34 protein-coding genes are annotated in these 21,974 nt (G+C 41.7%); 33 read left to right on the forward strand and 1 reads right to left on the reverse strand.

Annotated elements, in window-relative coordinates:
* Nucleotides 1–36: 36 nt before the first annotated feature.
* Together polA and NMM13_RS08625 are read left to right on the forward strand one after the other, a co-directional pair.
* A complete protein-coding gene (gene polA / locus NMM13_RS08620; protein WP_254728470.1) occupies nucleotides 37–2,682 on the forward strand; it encodes a DNA polymerase I in 2,646 nt (881 codons plus the stop codon).
* 134 nt (nucleotides 2,683–2,816) lie between these two features.
* A complete protein-coding gene (locus tag NMM13_RS08625) occupies nucleotides 2,817–3,269 on the forward strand; it encodes a CoA-binding protein (RefSeq protein WP_021154247.1) in 453 nt (150 codons plus the stop codon).
* Nucleotides 3,270–3,326: 57 nt separating this feature from the next.
* On the opposite strand, the gene NMM13_RS08630 is transcribed toward NMM13_RS08625, so the two are convergent.
* Nucleotides 3,327–4,196, reverse strand: a complete 870-nt coding sequence (locus tag NMM13_RS08630) for a DUF975 family protein (RefSeq protein WP_254728471.1) — start codon at nucleotides 4,194–4,196, stop codon at nucleotides 3,327–3,329.
* A gap of 150 nt (nucleotides 4,197–4,346) precedes the next feature.
* Between NMM13_RS08630 and tgt the strand changes: the two genes are divergently transcribed.
* The 31 genes from tgt to NMM13_RS08785 all read left to right on the forward strand — a co-directional run bounded on the left by tgt (nucleotide 4,347) and on the right by NMM13_RS08785 (nucleotide 21,896).
* Entirely contained in the window at nucleotides 4,347–5,489 is a 1,143-nt protein-coding gene (gene tgt, locus NMM13_RS08635; protein WP_223325791.1) for a tRNA guanosine(34) transglycosylase Tgt, read from the forward strand.
* A gap of 433 nt (nucleotides 5,490–5,922) precedes the next feature.
* Nucleotides 5,923–6,231, forward strand: a complete 309-nt coding sequence (gene rpsJ / locus NMM13_RS08640; protein WP_003009585.1) for a 30S ribosomal protein S10 — start codon at nucleotides 5,923–5,925, stop codon at nucleotides 6,229–6,231.
* A gap of 81 nt (nucleotides 6,232–6,312) precedes the next feature.
* Nucleotides 6,313–6,939, forward strand: a complete 627-nt coding sequence (gene rplC / locus NMM13_RS08645) for a 50S ribosomal protein L3 (protein WP_003010846.1) — start codon at nucleotides 6,313–6,315, stop codon at nucleotides 6,937–6,939.
* A 24-nt stretch (nucleotides 6,940–6,963) separates the two neighbouring features.
* Nucleotides 6,964–7,587, forward strand: a complete 624-nt coding sequence (gene rplD / locus NMM13_RS08650) for a 50S ribosomal protein L4 (RefSeq protein WP_003009591.1) — start codon at nucleotides 6,964–6,966, stop codon at nucleotides 7,585–7,587.
* Nucleotides 7,587–7,883, forward strand: coding sequence for a 50S ribosomal protein L23 (locus tag NMM13_RS08655; protein WP_003009593.1), 297 nt, complete (start codon nucleotides 7,587–7,589; stop codon nucleotides 7,881–7,883). The genes rplD and NMM13_RS08655 overlap by 1 nt, the downstream gene beginning before the upstream one ends.
* 17 nt (nucleotides 7,884–7,900) lie before the next feature.
* A complete protein-coding gene (gene rplB / locus NMM13_RS08660; protein WP_000512900.1) occupies nucleotides 7,901–8,734 on the forward strand; it encodes a 50S ribosomal protein L2 in 834 nt (277 codons plus the stop codon).
* A gap of 96 nt (nucleotides 8,735–8,830) precedes the next feature.
* Nucleotides 8,831–9,112 carry a 30S ribosomal protein S19 gene (gene rpsS / locus NMM13_RS08665; protein ID WP_000533766.1) on the forward strand — a complete coding sequence of 94 codons (282 nt, stop codon included), beginning with the start codon at nucleotides 8,831–8,833 and terminating at the stop codon, nucleotides 9,110–9,112.
* An 11-nt stretch (nucleotides 9,113–9,123) separates the two neighbouring features.
* Entirely contained in the window at nucleotides 9,124–9,468 is a 345-nt protein-coding gene (gene rplV / locus NMM13_RS08670) for a 50S ribosomal protein L22 (RefSeq protein WP_000818139.1), read from the forward strand.
* Nucleotides 9,469–9,480: 12 nt separating this feature from the next.
* Nucleotides 9,481–10,134 carry a 30S ribosomal protein S3 gene (gene rpsC / locus NMM13_RS08675; RefSeq protein WP_003002336.1) on the forward strand — a complete coding sequence of 218 codons (654 nt, stop codon included), beginning with the start codon at nucleotides 9,481–9,483 and terminating at the stop codon, nucleotides 10,132–10,134.
* A gap of 3 nt (nucleotides 10,135–10,137) precedes the next feature.
* The gene (gene rplP / locus NMM13_RS08680; RefSeq protein ID WP_000960947.1) at nucleotides 10,138–10,551 is read left to right on the forward strand and encodes a 50S ribosomal protein L16; all 414 of its coding nucleotides are present in this window, start codon (nucleotides 10,138–10,140) and stop codon (nucleotides 10,549–10,551) included.
* Nucleotides 10,552–10,560: 9 nt separating this feature from the next.
* Nucleotides 10,561–10,767 carry a 50S ribosomal protein L29 gene (rpmC, locus tag NMM13_RS08685; RefSeq protein WP_003002350.1) on the forward strand — a complete coding sequence of 69 codons (207 nt, stop codon included), beginning with the start codon at nucleotides 10,561–10,563 and terminating at the stop codon, nucleotides 10,765–10,767.
* A 23-nt stretch (nucleotides 10,768–10,790) separates the two neighbouring features.
* Nucleotides 10,791–11,051 (forward strand): 30S ribosomal protein S17, encoded by a 261-nt coding sequence (gene rpsQ, locus NMM13_RS08690; RefSeq protein ID WP_003009600.1) that lies wholly within the window; start codon nucleotides 10,791–10,793, stop codon nucleotides 11,049–11,051.
* Between the two features lie 25 nt (nucleotides 11,052–11,076).
* Nucleotides 11,077–11,445 carry a 50S ribosomal protein L14 gene (rplN, locus tag NMM13_RS08695; RefSeq protein ID WP_003002384.1) on the forward strand — a complete coding sequence of 123 codons (369 nt, stop codon included), beginning with the start codon at nucleotides 11,077–11,079 and terminating at the stop codon, nucleotides 11,443–11,445.
* A gap of 75 nt (nucleotides 11,446–11,520) precedes the next feature.
* Nucleotides 11,521–11,826, forward strand: coding sequence for a 50S ribosomal protein L24 (rplX, locus tag NMM13_RS08700; RefSeq protein WP_003002315.1), 306 nt, complete (start codon nucleotides 11,521–11,523; stop codon nucleotides 11,824–11,826).
* Between the two features lie 23 nt (nucleotides 11,827–11,849).
* Nucleotides 11,850–12,392, forward strand: coding sequence for a 50S ribosomal protein L5 (gene rplE / locus NMM13_RS08705; protein ID WP_003009606.1), 543 nt, complete (start codon nucleotides 11,850–11,852; stop codon nucleotides 12,390–12,392).
* 17 nt (nucleotides 12,393–12,409) lie between these two features.
* Nucleotides 12,410–12,595, forward strand: coding sequence for a type Z 30S ribosomal protein S14 (locus NMM13_RS08710; RefSeq protein WP_001085699.1), 186 nt, complete (start codon nucleotides 12,410–12,412; stop codon nucleotides 12,593–12,595).
* Nucleotides 12,596–12,806: 211 nt separating this feature from the next.
* Nucleotides 12,807–13,205, forward strand: a complete 399-nt coding sequence (gene rpsH, locus NMM13_RS08715) for a 30S ribosomal protein S8 (protein WP_003010897.1) — start codon at nucleotides 12,807–12,809, stop codon at nucleotides 13,203–13,205.
* Nucleotides 13,206–13,394: 189 nt separating this feature from the next.
* On the forward strand, nucleotides 13,395–13,931 hold the full coding sequence (rplF, locus tag NMM13_RS08720) for a 50S ribosomal protein L6 (RefSeq protein WP_003009612.1): 537 nt from the start codon (nucleotides 13,395–13,397) through the stop codon (nucleotides 13,929–13,931).
* Nucleotides 13,932–14,014: 83 nt separating this feature from the next.
* A complete protein-coding gene (gene rplR, locus NMM13_RS08725; protein ID WP_003010871.1) occupies nucleotides 14,015–14,371 on the forward strand; it encodes a 50S ribosomal protein L18 in 357 nt (118 codons plus the stop codon).
* A 17-nt stretch (nucleotides 14,372–14,388) separates the two neighbouring features.
* The gene (gene rpsE, locus NMM13_RS08730) at nucleotides 14,389–14,883 is read left to right on the forward strand and encodes a 30S ribosomal protein S5 (protein WP_003009617.1); all 495 of its coding nucleotides are present in this window, start codon (nucleotides 14,389–14,391) and stop codon (nucleotides 14,881–14,883) included.
* Between the two features lie 14 nt (nucleotides 14,884–14,897).
* Nucleotides 14,898–15,080, forward strand: coding sequence for a 50S ribosomal protein L30 (rpmD, locus tag NMM13_RS08735; protein WP_002894509.1), 183 nt, complete (start codon nucleotides 14,898–14,900; stop codon nucleotides 15,078–15,080).
* A gap of 145 nt (nucleotides 15,081–15,225) precedes the next feature.
* The gene (gene rplO, locus NMM13_RS08740; protein WP_003002405.1) at nucleotides 15,226–15,666 is read left to right on the forward strand and encodes a 50S ribosomal protein L15; all 441 of its coding nucleotides are present in this window, start codon (nucleotides 15,226–15,228) and stop codon (nucleotides 15,664–15,666) included.
* Between the two features lie 12 nt (nucleotides 15,667–15,678).
* Nucleotides 15,679–16,989 carry a preprotein translocase subunit SecY gene (gene secY, locus NMM13_RS08745; RefSeq protein ID WP_023920186.1) on the forward strand — a complete coding sequence of 437 codons (1,311 nt, stop codon included), beginning with the start codon at nucleotides 15,679–15,681 and terminating at the stop codon, nucleotides 16,987–16,989.
* Between the two features lie 96 nt (nucleotides 16,990–17,085).
* Nucleotides 17,086–17,724 carry an adenylate kinase gene (locus NMM13_RS08750; RefSeq protein ID WP_254728472.1) on the forward strand — a complete coding sequence of 213 codons (639 nt, stop codon included), beginning with the start codon at nucleotides 17,086–17,088 and terminating at the stop codon, nucleotides 17,722–17,724.
* A gap of 116 nt (nucleotides 17,725–17,840) precedes the next feature.
* Nucleotides 17,841–18,059 (forward strand): translation initiation factor IF-1, encoded by a 219-nt coding sequence (gene infA / locus NMM13_RS08755; protein ID WP_001029883.1) that lies wholly within the window; start codon nucleotides 17,841–17,843, stop codon nucleotides 18,057–18,059.
* Between the two features lie 23 nt (nucleotides 18,060–18,082).
* On the forward strand, nucleotides 18,083–18,199 hold the full coding sequence (rpmJ, locus tag NMM13_RS08760) for a 50S ribosomal protein L36 (protein ID WP_001808836.1): 117 nt from the start codon (nucleotides 18,083–18,085) through the stop codon (nucleotides 18,197–18,199).
* A 17-nt stretch (nucleotides 18,200–18,216) separates the two neighbouring features.
* Nucleotides 18,217–18,582, forward strand: coding sequence for a 30S ribosomal protein S13 (gene rpsM / locus NMM13_RS08765; protein ID WP_003009631.1), 366 nt, complete (start codon nucleotides 18,217–18,219; stop codon nucleotides 18,580–18,582).
* 23 nt (nucleotides 18,583–18,605) lie between these two features.
* Entirely contained in the window at nucleotides 18,606–18,989 is a 384-nt protein-coding gene (gene rpsK / locus NMM13_RS08770) for a 30S ribosomal protein S11 (RefSeq protein WP_003002390.1), read from the forward strand.
* Between the two features lie 45 nt (nucleotides 18,990–19,034).
* Nucleotides 19,035–19,973: a DNA-directed RNA polymerase subunit alpha gene (locus NMM13_RS08775; RefSeq protein WP_003009635.1), complete on the forward strand. Its 939-nt coding sequence runs from the start codon at nucleotides 19,035–19,037 to the stop codon at nucleotides 19,971–19,973.
* A gap of 11 nt (nucleotides 19,974–19,984) precedes the next feature.
* Nucleotides 19,985–20,371, forward strand: coding sequence for a 50S ribosomal protein L17 (gene rplQ / locus NMM13_RS08780; RefSeq protein ID WP_003002399.1), 387 nt, complete (start codon nucleotides 19,985–19,987; stop codon nucleotides 20,369–20,371).
* 253 nt (nucleotides 20,372–20,624) lie between these two features.
* The gene (locus NMM13_RS08785) at nucleotides 20,625–21,896 is read left to right on the forward strand and encodes a gamma-glutamylcysteine synthetase (RefSeq protein WP_254728473.1); all 1,272 of its coding nucleotides are present in this window, start codon (nucleotides 20,625–20,627) and stop codon (nucleotides 21,894–21,896) included.
* The last annotated feature ends 78 nt before the right edge of the window (nucleotides 21,897–21,974 follow it).

The following is a 21,974-nucleotide window of genomic DNA, read 5'->3' on the forward strand; positions in this document are numbered from 1 at the left end:
TACCAGAGACCTTGTGATTCGTGGTATAATAAGCCTATGGAAAAAAAGAATAAATTACTACTCATCGACGGGTCTTCCGTCGCTTTTCGTGCCTTTTTCGCACTCTATCATCAAATTGATCGCTTCAAAAATGCCAATGGTCTGCATACCAATGCGGTCTATGGCTTTAATCTCATGTTGAGCCATCTCTTGGAGCGCATCCAACCAACCCATGTTCTCGTTGCTTTTGATGCAGGAAAGACGACCTTTCGGACGGAGATGTATGCCGACTACAAAGGGGGCCGTGCAAAAACTCCAGATGAGTTCCGTGAGCAGTTCCCTTTCATTCGTGAGCAATTAGACCATCTGGGAATCCGCCATTATGAGCTAGCCCAGTATGAAGCGGATGATATTATTGGAACGCTTGATAAGATGGCAGAAGCTACCTCAGTACCCTTTGAAGTCACCATTGTCTCTGGGGACAAGGATTTGATCCAGCTGACGGATGACAATACGGTGGTTGAAATCTCCAAAAAAGGGGTGGCAGAGTTTGAAGAATTCACTCCAGCCTATCTGAAAGAAAAGATGGGACTGACACCAGAGCAATTTATCGACCTCAAGGCCTTGATGGGAGATAAGTCGGATAATATCCCAGGTGTCACCAAAATCGGAGAAAAGACCGGGATCAAACTACTCCTAGAGTACGGGTCTCTCGATGGTATTTATGAGCATATCGACGAGATGAAGGCTTCTAAGATGAAGGAAAACCTCATCAACGACAAGGAGCAGGCCTATCTGTCTAAGACTCTCGCAACCATCGATACCAATGCGCCTATTGAAATTGGCCTGGACGATATCACTTATTCGGGTCCTCATCTAGAAAATCTCGCCAAGTTTTATGAGGAGATGGGCTTCAAGCAACTCCGTCAGGCCTTGGATCTCAGTGGAGAAGAGGCGGCTCCTGTAGCCATTGACTATACAGAAGTCGAGCAAGTCACTCCAGATATGCTTACGGAAGATAGTTTCTTCCATTTCGAGATTTTTGGGGACAACTACCATACGGAACCCATCATTGGTTTCGCATGGGGGACCAAAGGTCAGCTCTACGCAAGTACAGATACTGCTCTTTTACAAACACCGATTTTCAAAGAATTTCTCGAAAAAACACCCCTCAAGGTCTATGACTTTAAGCGGGCCAAGGTCTTGCTCAGCCACTTGGACATTACCTTGCAAAAGCCGGCTTTTGATAGTCGATTGGCCAAGTATCTCTTGTCGACCGTAGAGGACAATGAAATTTCAACCATTGCGAGTCTCTATAGTCAGATTGCGCTACCGCTGGACGAAGTCGTTTATGGCAAGGGAGCCAAAAAAGCTATCCCAGTAAAGACCGCCCTATTAGAGCATTTGGCCCGGAAAGTCGCTGTTCTACTGGATACCGAAGAGCCCATGGTAGAGCAGTTGCAGGCCCATGACCAACTAGATTTGCTCTATGATATGGAGCAACCGCTAGCAGCTGTTTTGGCCAAGATGGAAATCGCGGGGATCAAGGTAGAGCGTCAGACCCTAGAAGACATGCAGGTGGAAAACGAAGTGGTCTTGGAGCGCTTGACTCAAGAAATCTACGAGCTTGCAGGAGAAGAGTTTAATATCAATTCTCCAAAACAATTGGGGGTCATTCTCTTTGAAAAATTGGGACTCCCTCTTGAATATACTAAGAAGACAAAAACCGGCTATTCAACAGCCGTTGATGTCTTGGAACGCCTGGCTCCAATTGCACCGATTGTGTCTAAGATTCTTGAATACCGCCAAATTGCTAAGATCCAGTCGACCTATGTCATCGGTCTTCAAGATTGGATTTTGGAAGATGGGAAGATCCATACCCGCTATGTACAGGATTTGACGCAGACAGGCCGTTTGTCCAGTGTGGATCCCAACCTGCAAAACATTCCTGTCCGTTTGGAACAAGGTCGTCTTATTCGTAAGGCCTTTGTCCCAGAAGAGGAAAACAGTGTCTTGCTGAGTTCGGACTATTCACAAATCGAACTGCGCGTCTTGGCCCATATTTCGGGAGATGAGCATTTGATTGACGCCTTTAAACATGGGGCAGATATCCATACATCGACTGCTATGCGAGTTTTCAATATTGCAAAACCTGAAGATGTGACGCCGAACGACCGTCGCAATGCAAAAGCAGTAAACTTCGGTGTGGTTTATGGAATTTCCGACTTTGGACTGTCTAACAACCTAGGGATCAGTCGAAAAGAAGCCAAGGCTTATATTGAGACCTACTTCGAACGCTACCCTGGCATCAAGGACTATATGGAGAGAGTGGTACGGGAAGCGCGTGATAAAGGCTATGTGGAGACCCTCTTCAAGCGTCGTCGGGAGATTCCAGATATCAATTCTCGCAACTTCAATGTTCGAGGCTTTGCGGAGCGGACAGCTATTAACTCACCGATCCAAGGATCTGCAGCAGACATCTTGAAAATTGCCATGATCCACTTGGACCAAGCGCTAGAAAGAGGAGCATACAAGACCAAGATGCTTCTTCAAGTGCACGATGAAATCGTTCTGCAAGTGCCAAGTGATGAACTGGCAGCGATCAAAGAACTCGTCAAAGAGACCATGGAATCCGCTATCGAACTTGCAGTACCACTGGAAGCCGATGAAAACGAAGGCAAGACATGGTATGAAGCCAAATAAAATTGAGTTTGTTCAAAACAGAAAGCGGTAGGAGACTTTTCAGTTTCCTACCTCTTTTAATGACAAACACTTGCAATGCCTTCCGTATTGTTATACTATTTAAAGAAAGGAAACGCATACAAAAGGAGATTCTTATGGCTTATTCATTTCGCAATCCTAGTGATGGCATTATCAAACATTACCTAGAAACGAGCAAGATCATCGCTGTAGTTGGATTATCTGATCGTGAAGACACAACCAGTCATCGTGTCAGTAAGGAGATGCAAGAGCGGGGCTATCGGATTATTCCTGTTAATCCTCGTGCAGCCGGTGGCCAGATTCTTGGAGAAACGGTGTATGCTAGCTTGCAGGAGATTCCTTTCCCAGTAGATATCGTCGATGTATACCGACGCAGTGAGTTTTTACCAGATGTGGCACGTGATTTTATTGAGACGGATGCGAAAATTTTCTGGGCACAATTGGAGCTGGAAAATCAAGAAGCAGAAGAAATCCTTCGTGGAGCTGGACGAGAAGATATCGTCATGAACCGCTGTATCAAACGGGAACACACCCGACTGATCTTAGGAGACTCCCTATACGGTTTATAAATGATAAACAATTGACATAGAAGAAAACCCCAGCAAGCTGGGGTTTTCTTCTTACTCTTATTCAGTTTCATGGCTTGGATGGCCTGTAAAATGGCGAGGCCCTTGTTTAATCTGCTTGATTTGATCATAAAAGGCAATTTGGCAGTTGATAAAGTAAGGCATGGTATAAAAGCCGATGACATCGCGCGTGAAGTAATTCAAGAAGTACCAACCAATCAAGGTTAGATCGAGCACCAAGCGATTGCTGCGGAACCCTTTCATGGTTTCACGACTTTGGCGAAGGACTCCAAAGGCTCCCTTGTAGTCGCCGTCTCGTAATTGCTCGTAGAGGATCAATTCGACCAGGCTAAGACTGTAGTATTGTGGCAGGTAAAAGAGGAGGCCGATCAGGCCAAGTACGACGCCAGCAGTCATCAGAGGCATTTGTTGCATGAGAGATTGGAATTCAGGACTGGAAGCACTCAAAGTGCTAGGGTTACTCACCTTATCGTAGATCGCCAAAAATCGAATGCTAGCGTAGGTGCTGATGAGACTCCCCACATAGAGGATGAGTCCCCATAAAAAGAGGACGGCTTGCTTCAAGATCAAGGTGGCAAATACAGAGGTAAAGCGATCTTGTTTAAAGATATCTAACACGCGTGTTCGGTGTCCGATCTTGGGATTAATCGTATCTAAATAGCTAAAAGTCGCACCAACCACTAAAATGGAGATGACAAAGGAGACGACAGAAGGAAAGAGCTGTCGTTGGATCATGTAGATACTTGCTTGCTGCAAGGTCATATCCGGTAGTAGATTGACCAGATCTTGCCCACTTAAGAGAAAGTTAGCAAGAATGGTCAACAGGACCGGAAGAGCAAAAAGGATAGCTAAGCCCGGTTGCTGGACTTGCATGGTACGTGCCCGAAGGCGAATCAGTTTAAGGTTCATAGATGACACTCTCTTCATAGTAGTACTTTTTATTATAACATAAGACCGTGACAGAGCCGGTAAAATTTGGTACAATCGTACAGGTGCTCACAGGAAAACTGTGACAGGAATAAGAAGGCTGGGACTGTTTTTCCCAGTACGGAGGTAACCATGACAGATTCACCGATTCAATATCGATTAATCAAAAAAGAAAAACATACAGGTGCTCGTCTGGGAGAAATTATCACCCCTCACGGGACCTTCCCGACCCCAATGTTTATGCCTGTAGGGACTCAGGCAACCGTTAAGACCCAATCGCCAGAAGAACTCAAGGAAATGGGTTCTGGAATTATCTTGGCCAACACCTACCATCTCTGGCTTCGTCCCGGGGACGACTTGGTTGCAAAAGCAGGAGGATTGCACCAGTTCATGAACTGGGACCAGCCGATTTTGACAGATAGTGGAGGCTTCCAGGTCTATTCATTAGCGGATACCCGCAACATCACTGAAGAAGGGGTAACCTTTAAAAACCACCTCAACGGCTCGAAGATGTTCCTCTCTCCGGAAAAGGCCATCTCCATCCAAAACAATCTAGGGAGCGACATCATGATGTCCTTTGATGAATGCCCTCAGTTCTATCAGCCCTATGATTATGTGAAAAAATCAATCGAACGGACAAGTCGTTGGGCAGAACGTGGCCTGAAGGCTCACCGTCGTCCTCATGATCAAGGTCTTTTCGGGATTGTTCAAGGTGCTGGATTTGAAGACTTGCGCCGTCAGTCTGCTCAAGATTTGGTCAGCATGGACTTTCCAGGCTATTCCATCGGTGGCTTAGCTGTTGGGGAAAGCCATGAAGAGATGAATGCCGTGCTGGATTTCACAACTCCGCTCTTACCAGAGAACAAGCCTCGCTATCTCATGGGAGTGGGGGCTCCAGACAGTCTGATTGATGGTGTTATTCGTGGAGTGGACATGTTTGACTGTGTCTTGCCGACGCGGATTGCGCGAAATGGTACCTGTATGACTAGCCAAGGTCGCCTGGTAGTGAAAAATGCGCAATTTGCAGAAGATTTTACACCGCTAGATCCCGAATGTGATTGCTACACTTGTAAAAATTACACCCGGGCTTATCTACGCCACCTCCTCAAGGCAGATGAGACCTTCGGAATTCGCTTGACCAGCTACCACAACCTATACTTCTTGATCAACCTCATGAAACAGGTCCGTCAAGCCATCGTGGATGACAATCTCTTAGAATTCCGTGAGCATTTCGTCGAAAAATATGGCTATAACAAGTCAGGGCGGAATTTCTAGAAATAGATAAATAGGAAGAAAAAAAGACTACAGCCATCTGAGAATAATAGGAATAACTGCTAGACGCAGTGGTTGATTGGTATCTTTGTTCGCTTGTTAAGCTCCAAAGATAACCTAATCAACTGTGCGGGGGCGAGACGACGAACAAATTGGATATAAATTTGTTCTGTCTCGCTCCCTTTTTTCTATATAATAGCAACTATATTAGCACGCTTTTTCTTTCGAAAACACTTTCATCAAAAAAACGAAAAAAATCTTCTCAAATCCCTTGCATTGGGCCTTTGTTTGTGTTAAACTACTATGGTGCTGTGAAAAACAGCTATTAGCTTTGATGCAAGAGGTTGCGACACGCTCGGTTGCATTGCCACGCAACGCTCGTCGGTTTTCTTGTGGAGCTAGCCTATTATCTTAAATAGACGAAAAGGAGAAAAAGATGGCAAACAAAAAAATCCGCATCCGTTTGAAAGCGTACGAACACCGTACACTCGACACAGCGGCTGCAAAAATCGTAGAATCAGCTACTCGTACAGGTGCACAAGTTGCGGGTCCAATCCCACTTCCAACTGAGCGTAGCCTCTACACAATCATTCGTGCGACTCACAAATACAAAGATTCTCGCGAACAATTCGAAATGCGTACACACAAACGCTTGATCGACATCATCAACCCAACTCAAAAAACAGTTGACGCTTTGATGAAATTGGATCTTCCAAGTGGTGTAAACGTAGAAATCAAACTTTAATCTAAAGCTTGATCAAGAGCATAAAAAACGCTCGTTAAAAACTTTTTGAATAAAAAACTATAGAAAAGGAACTATTTTCTCATGACAAAAGGAATCTTAGGGAAAAAAGTGGGAATGACTCAAATCTTCACTGAAGCTGGCGAATTGATCCCTGTAACAGTTATCGAAGCAACTCCAAACGTTGTTCTTCAAGTTAAAACTGTTGAAACAGATGGTTACAACGCTATCCAAGTTGGTTTCGATGACAAACGCGAAGTATTGAGCAACAAACCTGCTAAAGGACATGTAGCAAAAGCTAACACGGCTCCTAAGCGCTTCATTCGTGAATTCAAAAACGTTGAAGGCTTGGAAGTTGGTGCTGAAATCACAGTTGACACTTTCGAAGCTGGAGACATTGTTGATGTAACTGGTACTTCTAAAGGTAAAGGTTTCCAAGGTGTTATCAAACGCCACGGACAATCACGTGGACCTATGGCTCACGGTTCTCGTTATCACCGTCGTCCAGGTTCTATGGGACCTGTTGCACCTAACCGCGTATTCAAAGGTAAAAACCTTGCAGGACGCATGGGTGGCGATCGTGTAACTATTCAAAACCTTGAAGTTGTACAAGTTGTTCCAGAAAAGAACGTTATCCTTATCAAAGGTAACGTACCAGGTGCTAAGAAATCTCTTATCACTATCAAGTCAGCAGTTAAAGCTGGTAAATAATAAGGAAAGGGGAATACAGTCAAAATGGCAAATGTAACATTATTCGACCAAACTGGTAAACAAGCGGGCGAAGTTGTTCTTAACGATGCGATCTTTGGTATCGAACCAAACCAAGCAGTTGTATTTGATGTGATCATCAGCCAACGTGCTAGCCTTCGTCAAGGAACTCACGCTGTTAAAAACCGTTCAGCCGTTTCAGGTGGCGGACGCAAACCATGGCGTCAAAAAGGAACTGGACGTGCTCGTCAAGGTTCTATCCGCTCTCCACAATGGCGTGGTGGTGGAATCGTCTTCGGACCAACTCCACGTAGCTATGCGTACAAACTTCCTCAAAAAGTTCGTCGCCTTGCACTTAAATCTGTTTACTCAGAAAAAGTTGCTGAAAACAAATTTGTAGCCGTTGATTCTCTTGAATTTACAGCTCCAAAAACTGCTGAATTTGCAAAAGTTCTTGCAGCTTTGAGCATCGATTCTAAAGTCCTTGTTATTCTTGAAGAAGGAAACGAATTCGCAGCTCTTTCAGCTCGTAACCTTCCAAACGTGAAAGTTGCGACTGCTACAACTGCAAGTGTTCTTGACATCGCAAATAGTGACAAACTTCTTGTTACTCAAGCAGCTATCTCTAAAATCGAGGAGGTTCTTGCATAATGAATTTGTATGATGTTATCAAAAAACCTGTTATCACTGAAAAGTCAATGGCTCAACTTGAAGCAGGCAAATATGTATTCGAAGTTGACACTCGCGCTCACAAACTTTTGATCAAACAAGCTGTTGAAGCTGCGTTTGAAGGTGTAAAAGTTGCGAATGTGAACACTGTAAACGTAAAACCTAAAGCAAAACGCGTTGGACGTTACACTGGTTTTACATCAAAAACTAAAAAAGCTATCATCACGCTTGCAGCTGATTCTAAAGCAATCGAGTTGTTTGCTACTGAAGCTGAATAATCTAAGGAGGAAATATCGTGGGAATTCGTGTTTATAAACCAACAACAAACGGTCGCCGTAATATGACTTCTTTGGATTTCGCTGAAATCACAACAAACACACCTGAGAAAACTTTGCTTGTTTCTCTTAAAAACAAAGCAGGTCGTAACAACAACGGTCGTATTACTGTTCGTCACCAAGGTGGTGGACACAAACGTCATTACCGTTTGATCGATTTCAAACGTAACAAAGATGGAGTTGAAGCAGTCGTTAAAACGATCGAATACGATCCAAACCGCTCAGCTAACATCGCGCTTGTACACTACACTGACGGTGTGAAAGCTTACATCATCGCCCCTAAAGGTCTTGAAGTAGGTCAACGCATCGTATCAGGACCAGAAGCAGATATCAAAGTCGGAAACGCTCTTCCACTTGCTAACATCCCAGTTGGTACTTTGATCCACAACATCGAATTGAAACCTGGTAAAGGTGGAGAATTGGTACGTGCTGCTGGAGCTTCAGCTCAAGTATTGGGTTCTGAAGGTAAATATGTACTTGTTCGTCTTCAATCAGGCGAAGTTCGTATGATTCTTGGAACTTGCCGTGCTACAGTTGGTGTTGTCGGAAACGAACAACACGGACTTGTTAACCTTGGTAAAGCGGGACGTAACCGCTGGAAAGGTGTTCGCCCTACAGTTCGTGGTTCTGTAATGAACCCGAATGATCACCCACACGGTGGTGGTGAAGGTAAAGCACCAGTAGGACGTAAAGCGCCATCTACTCCTTGGGGTAAACCTGCGCTTGGTCTTAAAACTCGTAACAAGAAAGCGAAATCTGACAAACTTATCGTTCGTCGTCGCAACCAAAAATAATCATAAGCAACTAGCTTACACTTTCCGCCAGCTCGGTAGCGCTGCTTAGCAGCGCAAGCCGCTGTGGTACTAAATTTTAAAGGAGAAAATTACAAAATGGGACGTAGTCTTAAAAAAGGACCTTTCGTCGATGAGCATTTGATGAAAAAAGTTGAAGCTCAAGCAAACGACGAAAAGAAAAAAGTAATTAAAACTTGGTCACGTCGTTCAACGATCTTCCCAAGTTTCATCGGATACACTATCGCAGTTTATGATGGACGTAAACATGTACCTGTTTACATCCAAGAAGACATGGTAGGTCACAAGCTTGGTGAATTTGCACCAACTCGTACTTACAAAGGTCACGCGGCAGACGACAAGAAGACACGTAGAAAATAAGGAGAACATAAATGGCAGAAATTACTTCAGCTAAAGCAATGGCTCGTACAGTGCGTGTTTCACCTCGTAAATCACGTCTTGTTCTTGACAACATCCGTGGTAAAAGCGTAGCCGATGCCATCGCTATTTTGACATTTACACCAAACAAAGCTGCAGGGATCATCCTTAAAGTGTTGAACTCAGCAGTAGCAAACGCTGAAAACAACTTTGGTTTGGAAAAAGCTAACTTGGTAGTATCTGAAGCATTCGCAAACGAAGGACCAACAATGAAACGTTTCCGTCCACGTGCGAAAGGTTCAGCTTCACCAATCAACAAACGTACAGCTCACATCACAGTAGCTGTTGCAGAAAAATAAGGAGGTAAACTCGTGGGTCAAAAAGTACATCCAATTGGTATGCGTGTTGGTATCATCCGTGATTGGGATGCCAAATGGTATGCTGAAAAAGAATACGCGGATTACCTTCATGAAGATCTTGCAATCCGTAAATTCATTCAAAAAGAATTGGCTGACGCAGCCGTTTCAACTATTGAAATCGAACGCGCAGTAAACAAAGTTAACGTTTCTCTTCACACTGCTAAACCAGGTATGGTTATCGGTAAAGGTGGAGCAAACGTTGATGCACTTCGTGCAGCTCTTAACAAATTGACTGGTAAACAAGTACACATCAACATCATTGAGATCAAACGTCCTGACTTGGATGCTCACCTTGTTGGTGAAGGAATCGCTCGTCAATTGGAACAACGTGTTGCTTTCCGTCGTGCACAAAAACAAGCAATCCAACGTGCTATGCGTGCTGGAGCTAAAGGAATCAAAACTCAAGTATCAGGTCGTTTGAACGGTGCAGATATTGCCCGTGCAGAAGGATACTCTGAAGGAACTGTTCCACTCCACACACTTCGCGCTGATATCGATTACGCTTGGGAAGAAGCAGACACTACTTACGGTAAACTTGGTGTTAAAGTATGGATCTACCGTGGTGAAGTTCTTCCGGCTCGTAAAGACGCTAAAGGAGGTAAATAACCAATGTTAGTACCTAAACGTGTAAAACACCGTCGCGAATTCCGTGGTAAAATGCGCGGTGAAGCAAAAGGTGGAAAAGAAGTAGCATTCGGTGAATACGGTCTCCAAGCTACAACTAGCCACTGGATCACAAACCGTCAAATCGAAGCTGCTCGTATCGCCATGACTCGTTACATGAAACGTGGTGGTAAAGTTTGGATTAAGATTTTCCCACACAAATCATACACCGCTAAAGCTATCGGGGTACGTATGGGATCTGGTAAAGGGGCTCCTGAAGGTTGGGTAGCACCAGTTAAACGTGGTAAAGTAATGTTCGAAATCGCTGGTGTATCTGAAGAGATCGCACGCGAAGCACTTCGTCTTGCTAGCCACAAATTGCCAGTTAAAACTAAATTTGTGAAACGTGAAGCAGAATAAGGAGAGGTCATGAAACTTACAGAAGTAAAAGAATTTGTTAAAGAACTTCGTGGTCTTTCTCAAGAAGAACTCGCGAAGCGTGAAAATGAATTGAAGAAAGAATTGTTTGAACTTCGTTTCCAAGCAGCTGCTGGTCAATTGGAACAAACTGGACGTTTGAAAGAAGTGAAAAAACAAATCGCTCGTATCAAAACTGTTCAATCAGAAGCTAAATAATAGACTAGGGAAGGAGAATTTCAATGGAACGCAATAATCGTAAAGTTCTTGTTGGACGCGTTGTGTCTGACAAAATGGACAAAACAATCACAGTTGTAGTTGAAACTAAACGTAACCACCCAGTCTATGGTAAACGTATCAACTATTCTAAAAAATACAAAGCTCATGATGAAAACAATGTTGCTAAAGAAGGCGATATCGTTCGTATCATGGAAACTCGTCCGCTTTCAGCTACAAAACGCTTCCGTCTTGTAGAAGTCGTTGAAAAAGCGGTCATCATCTAATCATACCTGAAAGGAGAAAACGTAAATGATTCAAACAGAAACTCGTTTGAAAGTCGCTGACAACAGTGGCGCACGCGAAATCTTGACAATCAAAGTTCTTGGTGGTTCAAAACGTAAATTCGCGAGCATCGGTGATGTAATCGTTGCATCAGTAAAACAAGCTACTCCTGGTGGTGCGGTTAAGAAAGGTGACGTTGTAAAAGCTGTTATCGTTCGTACTAAATCAGGTGCTCGTCGTAAAGATGGTTCATACATCAAATTCGACGAAAATGCAGCAGTAATCATCCGTGACGACAAAACTCCTCGCGGAACTCGTATCTTTGGCCCAGTTGCACGTGAATTGCGTGACGGTGGTTTCATGAAGATCGTGTCACTTGCTCCAGAAGTACTTTAATCAATAAAAAAACAAACACAGTCCCCTGGCATAAGCCAGGGTGCCCATCGGGCGTAAGAATAAAAGGAGAATAAAATGTTTGTAAAAAAAGGCGACAAAGTTCGCGTAATCGCTGGTAAAGACAAAGGCGTAGAAGCTGTTGTTCTTACTGCTCTTCCAAAAGTAAATAAAGTTGTTGTAGAAGGTGTAAACATCATCAAGAAACACCAACGTCCAAATAACGAAAACCCTCAAGGTGCAATCGTTGAAAAAGAAGCTCCAATCCATGCTTCTAACGTTCAAGTTTTGGACAAAAACGGTGTTGCTGGACGTGTTGGCTACAAATTTGTAGACGGCAAAAAAGTTCGCTACAACAAAAAATCAGGCGAAGTGCTTGACTAATCACGAAGGAAAGGAGAAGTATAATGGCTAATCGTTTAAAAGAAAAATACCTTAATGAAGTAGTACCATCATTGACTGAACAGTTCAACTATTCATCAGTTATGGCTGTGCCAAAAGTTGATAAAATCGTTTTGAACATGGGTGTTGGTGATGCAGTATCAAATGCTAAAAACCTTGAAAAAGCTGCTGAAGAGCTTGCTTTGATCTCAGGTCAAAAACCATTGATCACTAAGGCTAAAAAATCAATCGCCGGCTTCCGTCTTCGTGAAGGTGTTGCGATCGGTGCAAAAGTTACCCTTCGTGGTGAACGTATGTACGAATTCTTGGATAAATTGGTAACAGTTTCACTTCCACGTGTACGTGACTTCCATGGTGTTCCAACTAAATCATTTGATGGACGCGGAAACTACACACTTGGTGTGAAAGAACAATTGATCTTCCCAGAAATCAACTTTGATGATGTTGATAAAACTCGTGGTTTGGATATCGTAATCGTAACTACAGCGAACACAGACGAAGAATCACGTGCATTGCTTACTGGCCTCGGAATGCCGTTTGCAAAATAATATAGGAGGTAAAACTAATGGCTAAAAAATCTATGATTGCTAAGAACAAACGCCCAGCGAAGTTCTCTACTCAAGCATACACTCGCTGTGAACGTTGTGGACGTCCACACTCAGTTTACCGCAAGTTTAAACTTTGCCGTGTTTGCTTCCGTGAATTGGCATACAAAGGTCAAATCCCAGGTGTTACAAAAGCATCTTGGTAATTTAAGATATCAAGGGCGCTAAAACTCCAAGTGAAAATAGGAAACTTGGTGCAGGAGCGTTGCTCCAAGACAAATCTATCTTTTTTGCCCAGGTTGTAGCTCGTGTTCAAATGAGAAGTGCTCATTTGCATGTATCAAAACTATCTGAGCCTAGCTCAATCATTAACTAGCAAGTGCAACTTGCAAACTACTAGTAAGAGGAGAAATTATAATGGTTATGACTGACCCAATCGCAGACTTCCTTACACGTATTCGTAACGCTAACCAAGCAAAACACGAAGTACTTGAAGTACCTGCATCAAACATCAAAAAAGGGATTGCTGAAATCCTTAAACGCGAAGGTTTTGTAAAAAACGTTGAATTCATCGAAGATGACAAACAAGGCATCATCCGTGTATTCTTGAAATACGGACAAAACGGTGAAAAAGTTATCACAAACTTGAAACGTGTATCTAAACCAGGTTTGCGTGTTTACAAAAAACGTGAAGATCTTCCAAAAGTTCTTAACGGACTTGGAATTGCTATCCTTTCAACTTCTGAAGGTTTGCTTACTGATAAAGAAGCACGCCAAAAGAACGTTGGTGGGGAAGTTATCGCTTACGTTTGGTAATATTTAGTTCCCGATTTCGTTGTGACTCTTCGTTATTGTCTCTTGCCTAACCCAAAGTTATGTCTGCGAGACAATGCCTTGATTCACTTAGAAAATGAGACCTAAACATTAACTTTTAAATCAAAAAGATTTAAACCCCGTGAAAACTGGCCCGCAAAGGCCTGACAATTTAACAGGAGAATAAAAAACATGTCACGTATTGGTAATAAAGTTATCGTGTTGCCTGCTGGTGTTGAAATCACTAACAATGACAACGTTGTAACTGTAAAAGGACCTAAAGGAGAACTTACTCGTGAGTTCTCAAAAGATATTGAAATCCGTGTGGAAGGTACTGAAGTAACACTTCACCGTCCAAACGATTCAAAAGAAATGAAAACAATCCACGGAACAACTCGTGCCCTTTTGAACAACATGGTTACTGGTGTATCAGAAGGATTCAAGAAAGAACTTGAAATGCGCGGGGTTGGATACCGTGCACAACTTCAAGGATCAAAACTTGTTTTGGCTGTTGGTAAATCACACCCAGACGAAGTTGAAGCTCCAGAAGGAATTACTTTTGAACTTCCAAACCCAACAACAATCGTTGTTAGCGGAATTTCAAAAGAAGTAGTTGGTCAAACAGCTGCTTATGTACGTAGCCTTCGTTCACCTGAACCATACAAAGGTAAAGGGATCCGTTATGTTGGTGAATACGTTCGCCGCAAAGAAGGTAAAACAGGTAAATAATGTAGTTTGGTTGTTTTTCAACCAACCTTCATCTTACCAACTCAGTGCTTAGCACATGATTTTAAAATTAAGAGGTGAAAATTGTGATTTCGAAACCAGATAAAAACAAAATCCGTCAAAAACGCCACCGTCGCGTTCGCGGAAAACTCTCTGGAACTGCTGATCGCCCACGTTTGAACGTATTCCGTTCTAATACAGGCATCTACGCTCAAGTAATTGATGACGTAGCGGGTGTAACGCTCGCAAGCGCTTCAACTCTTGACAAAGAAGTTTCAAAAGGAACTAAAACTGAACAAGCCGTTGTTGTCGGCAAACTTGTTGCTGAACGTGCAGTTGCTAAAGGTATTTCTGAAGTGGTGTTCGACCGCGGTGGATATCTATATCACGGACGTGTTAAAGCTTTGGCTGATGCAGCTCGTGAAAACGGATTGAAATTCTAATAGGAGGACACTAGAAAATGGCATTTAAAGATAATGCAGTTGAACTTGAAGAACGCGTAGTTGCCATCAACCGTGTAACAAAAGTTGTTAAAGGTGGACGTCGTCTTCGTTTTGCAGCTCTTGTAGTTGTTGGTGACCGTAATGGCCGTGTTGGATTTGGTACTGGTAAAGCTCAAGAAGTTCCAGAAGCAATCCGTAAGGCTGTTGAAGATGCTAAGAAAAACTTGATCGAAGTTCCTATGGTTGGAACAACAATTCCACACGAAGTAACATCAGTATTTGGTGGAGCTCGTGTATTGTTGAAACCAGCTATCGAAGGGGCTGGGGTTGCTGCAGGTGGAGCAGTTCGTGCCGTTGTCGAATTGGCAGGTATTGCAGATGTTACATCTAAATCACTTGGATCAAACACTCCAATCAACATCGTTCGTGCAACTGTTAACGGTTTAGCACAATTGAAACGCGCTGATGAAGTTGCTGCCCTTCGTGGTATTTCAGTTTCTGACTTGGCTTAAGAAAGGAGATTCAAATGGCTCAAATTAAAATTACTTTGACTAAGTCTCCAATCGGACGCATCCCGTCACAACGTAAAACTGTTGTAGCACTTGGACTTGGCAAATTGAACAGCTCTGTTATTAAAGAAGATAACCCAGCAGTACGTGGTATGATCACTGCTGTATCTCACTTGGTAACAGTTGAAGAAGTAAAATAATCTATTTAAAATAGAAACAAAGTTTTCAGGGGTATGAGAGGTTCTCATCCCCTAAAACTAAATATAAGTATAGGCGAGTTTGTAGTTAGGACACCTTTTCCTGATTACATGCGTTAGCAATTTACAAAAGAGGAGAAAATAAATAATGAAACTTCATGAATTACAACCTGCTACAGGTTCACGTAAAGTCCGCAACCGTGTTGGTCGTGGTACTTCATCTGGTAATGGTAAAACTTCTGGCCGTGGTCAAAAAGGTCAAAAAGCTCGTAGCGGTGGCGGTGTACGTCTTGGTTTTGAAGGTGGACAAACTCCATTGTTCCGTCGTCTTCCAAAACGTGGATTTACAAACATCAATGCTAAAGAATATGCTATTGTGAACCTTGATCAATTGAACGCCTTTGAAGATGGTGCTGAAGTAACTCCAGTAGTACTTGTAGAATCAGGAATTGTAAAAGCTGAAAAATCAGGTATCAAAATTCTTGGTAACGGAGAATTGACTAAGAAGTTGACTGTTAAAGCAGCTAAATTCTCTAAATCAGCTGAAGAAGCTATCACTGCTAAAGGTGGTTCAGTTGAAGTCATCTAAGTGAGGTGACCTATGTTTTTTAAATTATTAAAAGATGCATTTAAGGTGAAACAAGTACGGTCGAAGATTTTGTTTACGATCTTCATCATTCTTGTTTTCCGCATTGGGACCACGATTACAGTGCCTGGTGTAAATGCGAAAATTCTGAACAACCTTCAAGATGTGTCCTTCTTGAACATGCTCAGTTTGGTTTCTGGGAATGCCATGAGGAACTTCTCAGTTTTCGCATTAGGGGTTAGCCCATACATTACAGCTTCGATCGTCGTGCAACTTTTGCAAATGGATCTGTTACCTAAGTTTGTTGAATGGGGCAAACAAGGGGAAGTTGGTCGAAGAAAGCTCAACCAAGCAACACGCTATATTTCTTTGGTTCTAGCCTTTGTTCAATCCATCGGGATTACAGCAACCTTCCACACTTTGTCTCAGGCGAAATTAGTCGCAACTCCAAATACCAAAACCTATCTATTAATCGGTGCGATTCTGACGACCGGTTCCATGATTGTGACTTGGCTTGGAGAACAAATCACAGATAAAGGCTACGGTAATGGTGTTTCAATGATTATCTTTGCGGGGATTGTATCATCAATTCCTGAGATGATTAAAGAAATCTATGAAAATGCATTTGTGAACGTTCGTTCTGGTCAAATGACCAATTCCCTCATTTTTGTTGGGGTATTAATCCTTGCTGTCTTGGTTATTGTTTACTTTACAACCTTTGTAGAGCAAGCACAATACAAGATTCCAATCCAATATACAAAGATTGCACAAGGAGCTCCATCAAGTTCTTACCTTCCTTTGAAAGTAAACCCAGCAGGAGTTATTCCTGTCATCTTCGCTAGTTCGATTACAGCAGCGCCTGCTGCGATTTTCCAAGTGATTAGCGCTATGGGTTACAATGCAGGATGGGTGAAAACAGCTCAAGCCATGTTGGCTACAAACACACCAACTGGTGTGGCAATGTATGCCTTATTGATCATTCTCTTCACCTTCTTCTACACGTTTGTTCAGATCAATCCTGAAAAAACGGCAGAAAACCTTCAAAAGAGTGGTGCCTATATCCCAGGTGTTCGCCCTGGTAAGGGGACAGAAGAGTTTATGTCTCGTTTGCTACGTCGTTTAGCAAGTGTCGGATCAGTATTCCTTGGCTTTATTACCATCATTCCAATCCTGGCTCGAGATTTATTTGGTTTGACAGATGCAGTTGCTCTTGGAGGAACTAGTTTGTTAATCATTATTTCAACAGGTATTGAGGGAATGAAACAATTAGAAGGCTACTTATTAAAACGTAAGTATGTCGGATTTATGGACACAACAACAGAATAGAATAAGGTTGACTTTGTCAGCCTTCTATTTTGTTTTTAAATGGAAATAGGAATTCGCTCCTGCTTCCATTTAAAAACAAAATAAGGAGAATTCATCATGAATCTTTTAATTATGGGGTTGCCTGGAGCAGGTAAAGGAACTCAAGCAGCTAAAATCGTTGAAGAGTTTCACGTAGCGCACATCTCCACTGGAGATATGTTCCGCGCAGCGATGGCTAACCAAACTGAAATGGGTGTGCTTGCAAAATCATACATTGATAAAGGTGAGTTGGTACCAGATGAAGTAACCAATGGAATTGTGAAAGAACGCCTTGCTCAAGATGATATTAAAGAAACAGGTTTCCTTTTGGATGGCTATCCACGTACAATTGAACAAGCTCATGCCTTGGATCAAACTTTGTCAGATCTTGGTATCACATTAGAAGGTGTTATCAACATCGAAGTAAATCCAGACAGTCTTTTAGAGCGTTTGAGCGGACGTATCATTCATCGTCAAACTGGAGAAACTTTCCATAAAGTATTCAATCCACCAGTTGATTACAAAGAGGAAGATTACTACCAACGTGAAGATGATAAACCTGAGACAGTAAAACGTCGTTTGGATGTTAATATTGCCCAAGGTGAACCAATCATTGAATTTTATCGTTCAAAAGGACTCGTACATGACATCCAAGGGAACCAAGATATCAATGATGTATTTTCAGACATTGAAAAAGTCTTGTCAAATTTGAAATAAAAGCGTTTTTCATGCTTGCAATATTGGACAACTAGTGTTACAATTAGTTAGTCTGACTTATAATTGTTACCTCTGTGCTCAGAGGAATGAATCGAAATTTATGGAGGTACTTTTGCGTGGCAAAAGACGATGTGATTGAAGTAGAAGGCAAAGTAGTCGATACAATGCCGAATGCTATGTTTACGGTTGAACTTGAAAATGGACATCAGATTTTAGCAACAGTTTCTGGTAAAATTCGTAAAAACTATATTCGTATTTTAGCGGGAGATCGTGTTACAGTGGAGATGAGTCCGTACGATTTGACACGTGGACGTATCACATACCGCTTTAAATAATCGAAAAACTTGGAGGGATAAAAATGAAAGTAAGACCATCGGTCAAACCAATTTGCGAATACTGTAAAGTAATTCGTCGTAATGGTCGTGTTATGGTAATTTGCCCAGCAAATCCAAAACACAAACAACGTCAAGGATAAGATAGAAAGGAGAAAACATGGCTCGTATTGCTGGAGTTGATATTCCAAATGACAAACGTGTAGTAATTTCATTGACTTATGTGTACGGTATCGGACTTCCAACATCTAAGAAAATCCTTGCTGCTGCAGGCGTTTCTGAAGATATTCGTGTTCGCGATCTTACACCAGATCAAGAAGATGCTATCCGTCGTGAAGTTGACGCAATCAAAGTTGAAGGTGACCTTCGTCGTGAAGTAAACTTGAACATCAAACGCTTGATGGAAATCGGTTCATACCGTGGTATCCGTCACCGTCGTGGACTTCCAGTTCGTGGACAAAACACTAAAAACAATGCTCGCACTCGTAAAGGTAAAGCTGTTGCGATTGCAGGTAAGAAAAAATAAAATAAAATAAGGAGGTAAAAATCTTGGCTAAACCAACACGTAAACGTCGTGTGAAAAAGAATATCGAATCTGGTATTGCTCATATTCACGCTACATTTAACAACACAATTGTTATGATTACTGATGTGCATGGTAACGCAATCGCTTGGTCATCTGCAGGTGCACTTGGATTTAAAGGTTCTCGTAAATCTACACCATTTGCTGCTCAAATGGCATCAGAAGCTGCTGCAAAAGCTGCTCAAGAACACGGACTTAAATCTGTTGAAGTAACTGTTAAAGGTCCTGGTTCAGGTCGTGAGTCTGCTATTCGTGCACTTGCTGCTGCTGGTCTTGAAGTAACTGCAATCCGCGATGTAACTCCTGTACCACACAATGGTGCTCGTCCTCCAAAACGTCGCCGTGTATAATCATCAACAATTACACAGCTTTTCGTTTAAGAGGGAGTATAGCAAATGATTGAGTTTGAAAAACCAAATATAACAAAAATTGATGAAAACAAAGATTATGGCGTGTTTGTCGTAGAACCACTTGAACGTGGCTATGGTACAACACTTGGAAACTCACTTCGTCGTGTACTTCTGGCTTCACTTCCAGGTGCAGCTGTCACTTCAATCAACATTGAAGGTGTACTCCACGAATTTGATACCGTTCCAGGAGTCCGTGAAGACGTTATGCAAATTATTCTTAACGTTAAAGGAATCGCCGTTAAATCTTACGTCCAAGACGAAAAGATTATTGAACTTGATGTAGAAGGACCTGCAGAAGTAACTGCTGGAGATATTCTTACTGATAGTGACATCGAAATTGTAAACCCTGATCATTATCTATTTACAATCGGAGAAGGAGCATCTTTGAAAGCAACGCTTACTGTAAACAGTGGACGTGGCTATGTTCCAGCTGATCAAAACAAAAAAGATGATGCACCAGTGGGAACACTTGCTGTAGATTCAATCTATACGCCAGTGACTAAAGTCAATTACCAAGTTGAACCAGCACGCGTTGGTAGCAACGATGGCTTTGACAAGCTAACCCTTGAAATTTTGACAAATGGGACAATCATTCCAGAAGATGCCTTAGGTTTGTCTGCTCGTATTTTGACAGAACACCTAAATCTATTCACAAACTTAACTGAAATTGCTATTGCAACAGACGTTATGAAGGAAGTAGATACAACTTCTGATGATCGCATTTTAGAACGTACGATCGAAGAATTAGATCTTTCAGTTCGTTCATACAACTGTTTGAAACGTGCTGGCATTAATACTGTTTACGATTTAACTGAAAAATCAGAAGCAGAAATGATGAAAGTTCGTAACTTGGGACGTAAGAGTCTTGAAGAAGTTAAAATCAAACTTGCCGACTTAGGCCTTGGGTTAAAAAACGATAAATAGAGGAGGAATACATGGCTTACCGTAAACTAGGACGCACTAGCTCACAACGTAAAGCGATGCTTCGCGATTTGACTACAGATCTTATCATCAATGAAGCAATTGTAACAACTGAAGCACGTGCGAAAGAAATCCGTAAATCAGTTGAAAAAATGATTACTTTGGGTAAACGTGGTGATTTGCATGCACGTCGTCAAGCTGCTGCATTCGTACGTAACGAAGTTGCATCACAAAACTTTGATGAAGAAACAGGTAAATACTCAGAAACAACTGCACTTCAAAAATTGTTCTCTGAATTAGCACCTCGTTATGCTGAGCGCAATGGTGGATATACTCGTATCCTTAAAACTGAACCACGTCGTGGTGATGCTGCGCCAATGGCTATCATCGAATTGGTATAATATCATCAATTTTGTTGAGTGTTATGATGATGGAATACACTGTTATTCTTAGTCTAGCTCTGGTCTACCGCTGGGGATTTTCCCCAGCGGGAACACTCATCATATTGAATGAATGGTAGACGCTTGTTTACGAAATTGCTTTAATTTAAAACAATTTCGTAAGCAGGCGTTTTGTCTTGTTTTCGTGAGTAGTCGAGAATAGCAAAAAATGATATAATGGAACCCATATCTCCAATAGAAGAAAAAGGATTCAATGACAAAACAACAAGCAATTAAATTACTAAAAGAGAAGTACCTTAGTAATATGAAAGAGGATTCGGAACTCTTTGTCGGAGTTGAATTAGAGTTTCCGATTGTAGAAACAAATGGAAACAAAACAAATATAGAGGTGACGAAAAATCTTTTTCGAACCTTAGCAAACTTATCAGATTTTGAAGTTGAAAAAATAGATGACAATCAAAATCCCATTCAATTGGTTCACTGCTCTTCTAAAGATCGTATTCTATTCGAGTTGAGTTACAATACAATTGAATTTGCATTTGAGAGAGCTCGTTCTATAAATGATGTGGCCAAACGTTTTGAGGACTATTTGAAGATCATTCAACCGATTTTACAAGAAAATAATCACGAAATTCAAGGGCACGGAATCCATCCTTTGTGGAAAGAAAATGATAATAGCCCAGTGAAAATCGAACGATACAAGATGTTAATGGCTTTCCTTGCAATGAATGGTACAGGGATGAAGACACACTCCTATCCTTCGTACGGAGCATTTATATGCGGAAACCAGGTTCAATTGGATGTAAGGCGCGATAATTATATTCGCATCATTAATGCATTTAATAAAATTGAAGCAGCAAAAGCATATTTGTTTTCTAACTCAGAATTTTCAGCAGAGGCTTGGGATACAAAAATTGCTAGAGATATTTTCTGGGAAGAATCCTTACATGGTTATTATAAGGAAAATGTAGGGATTTATCCTAAGGATTACCAAAGCGAAGAAGAGTTTTTTAATAATCTCGCTAAAACGGCTATTTTTACAGCAACTAGAGGGGGCAAATCATATTATTTTAAACCAATTCGAGTGGAAGATTATCTAGATCAAAAAGAAATTACAGCCTATACGGCTGATGGAAATGAGAAGATCATTAAGCCTGTAAAAGAAGATCTAAAACAACATCGAAGTTACCAATTTCAAGATTTAACTGCTCGTGGGACTGTGGAATTTAGAAGTGTTTGTACGCAACCGTTAGAAACCACCTTTGCCCCGATTGCCTTTGAGTTGGGCTTGTTTGTAGAATTAGAAAAACTGGAAAACTATTTAGAAGATTCTTCATTTTTTAAAAATGAAGAACAGGACTATCGAAAACTTAGAAAGAAATATTCAAAGAAAATTCTAAGTAAAGAAGAAAAAGAAGCGATCCAATCCTTTTCAAAAGATCTTCTAGACATAGCTGAAGCATGTTTAATGAAAAGAGGCTACAAGGAAGAAAAATTTCTTATCATTACCAAAGAACTAGACTAATAGAAAAGCCTTATTACAGGCTTTTCTTTATTACTTTCAAAAAAACTTTCAAAAAAATAAAATTTTTTGGAAAAAAGT

Source organism: Streptococcus sp. CF8_St5-11, assembly GCF_024295625.1.
In the GTDB taxonomy this organism is placed as follows: Bacteria; Bacillota; Bacilli; order Lactobacillales; family Streptococcaceae; genus Streptococcus.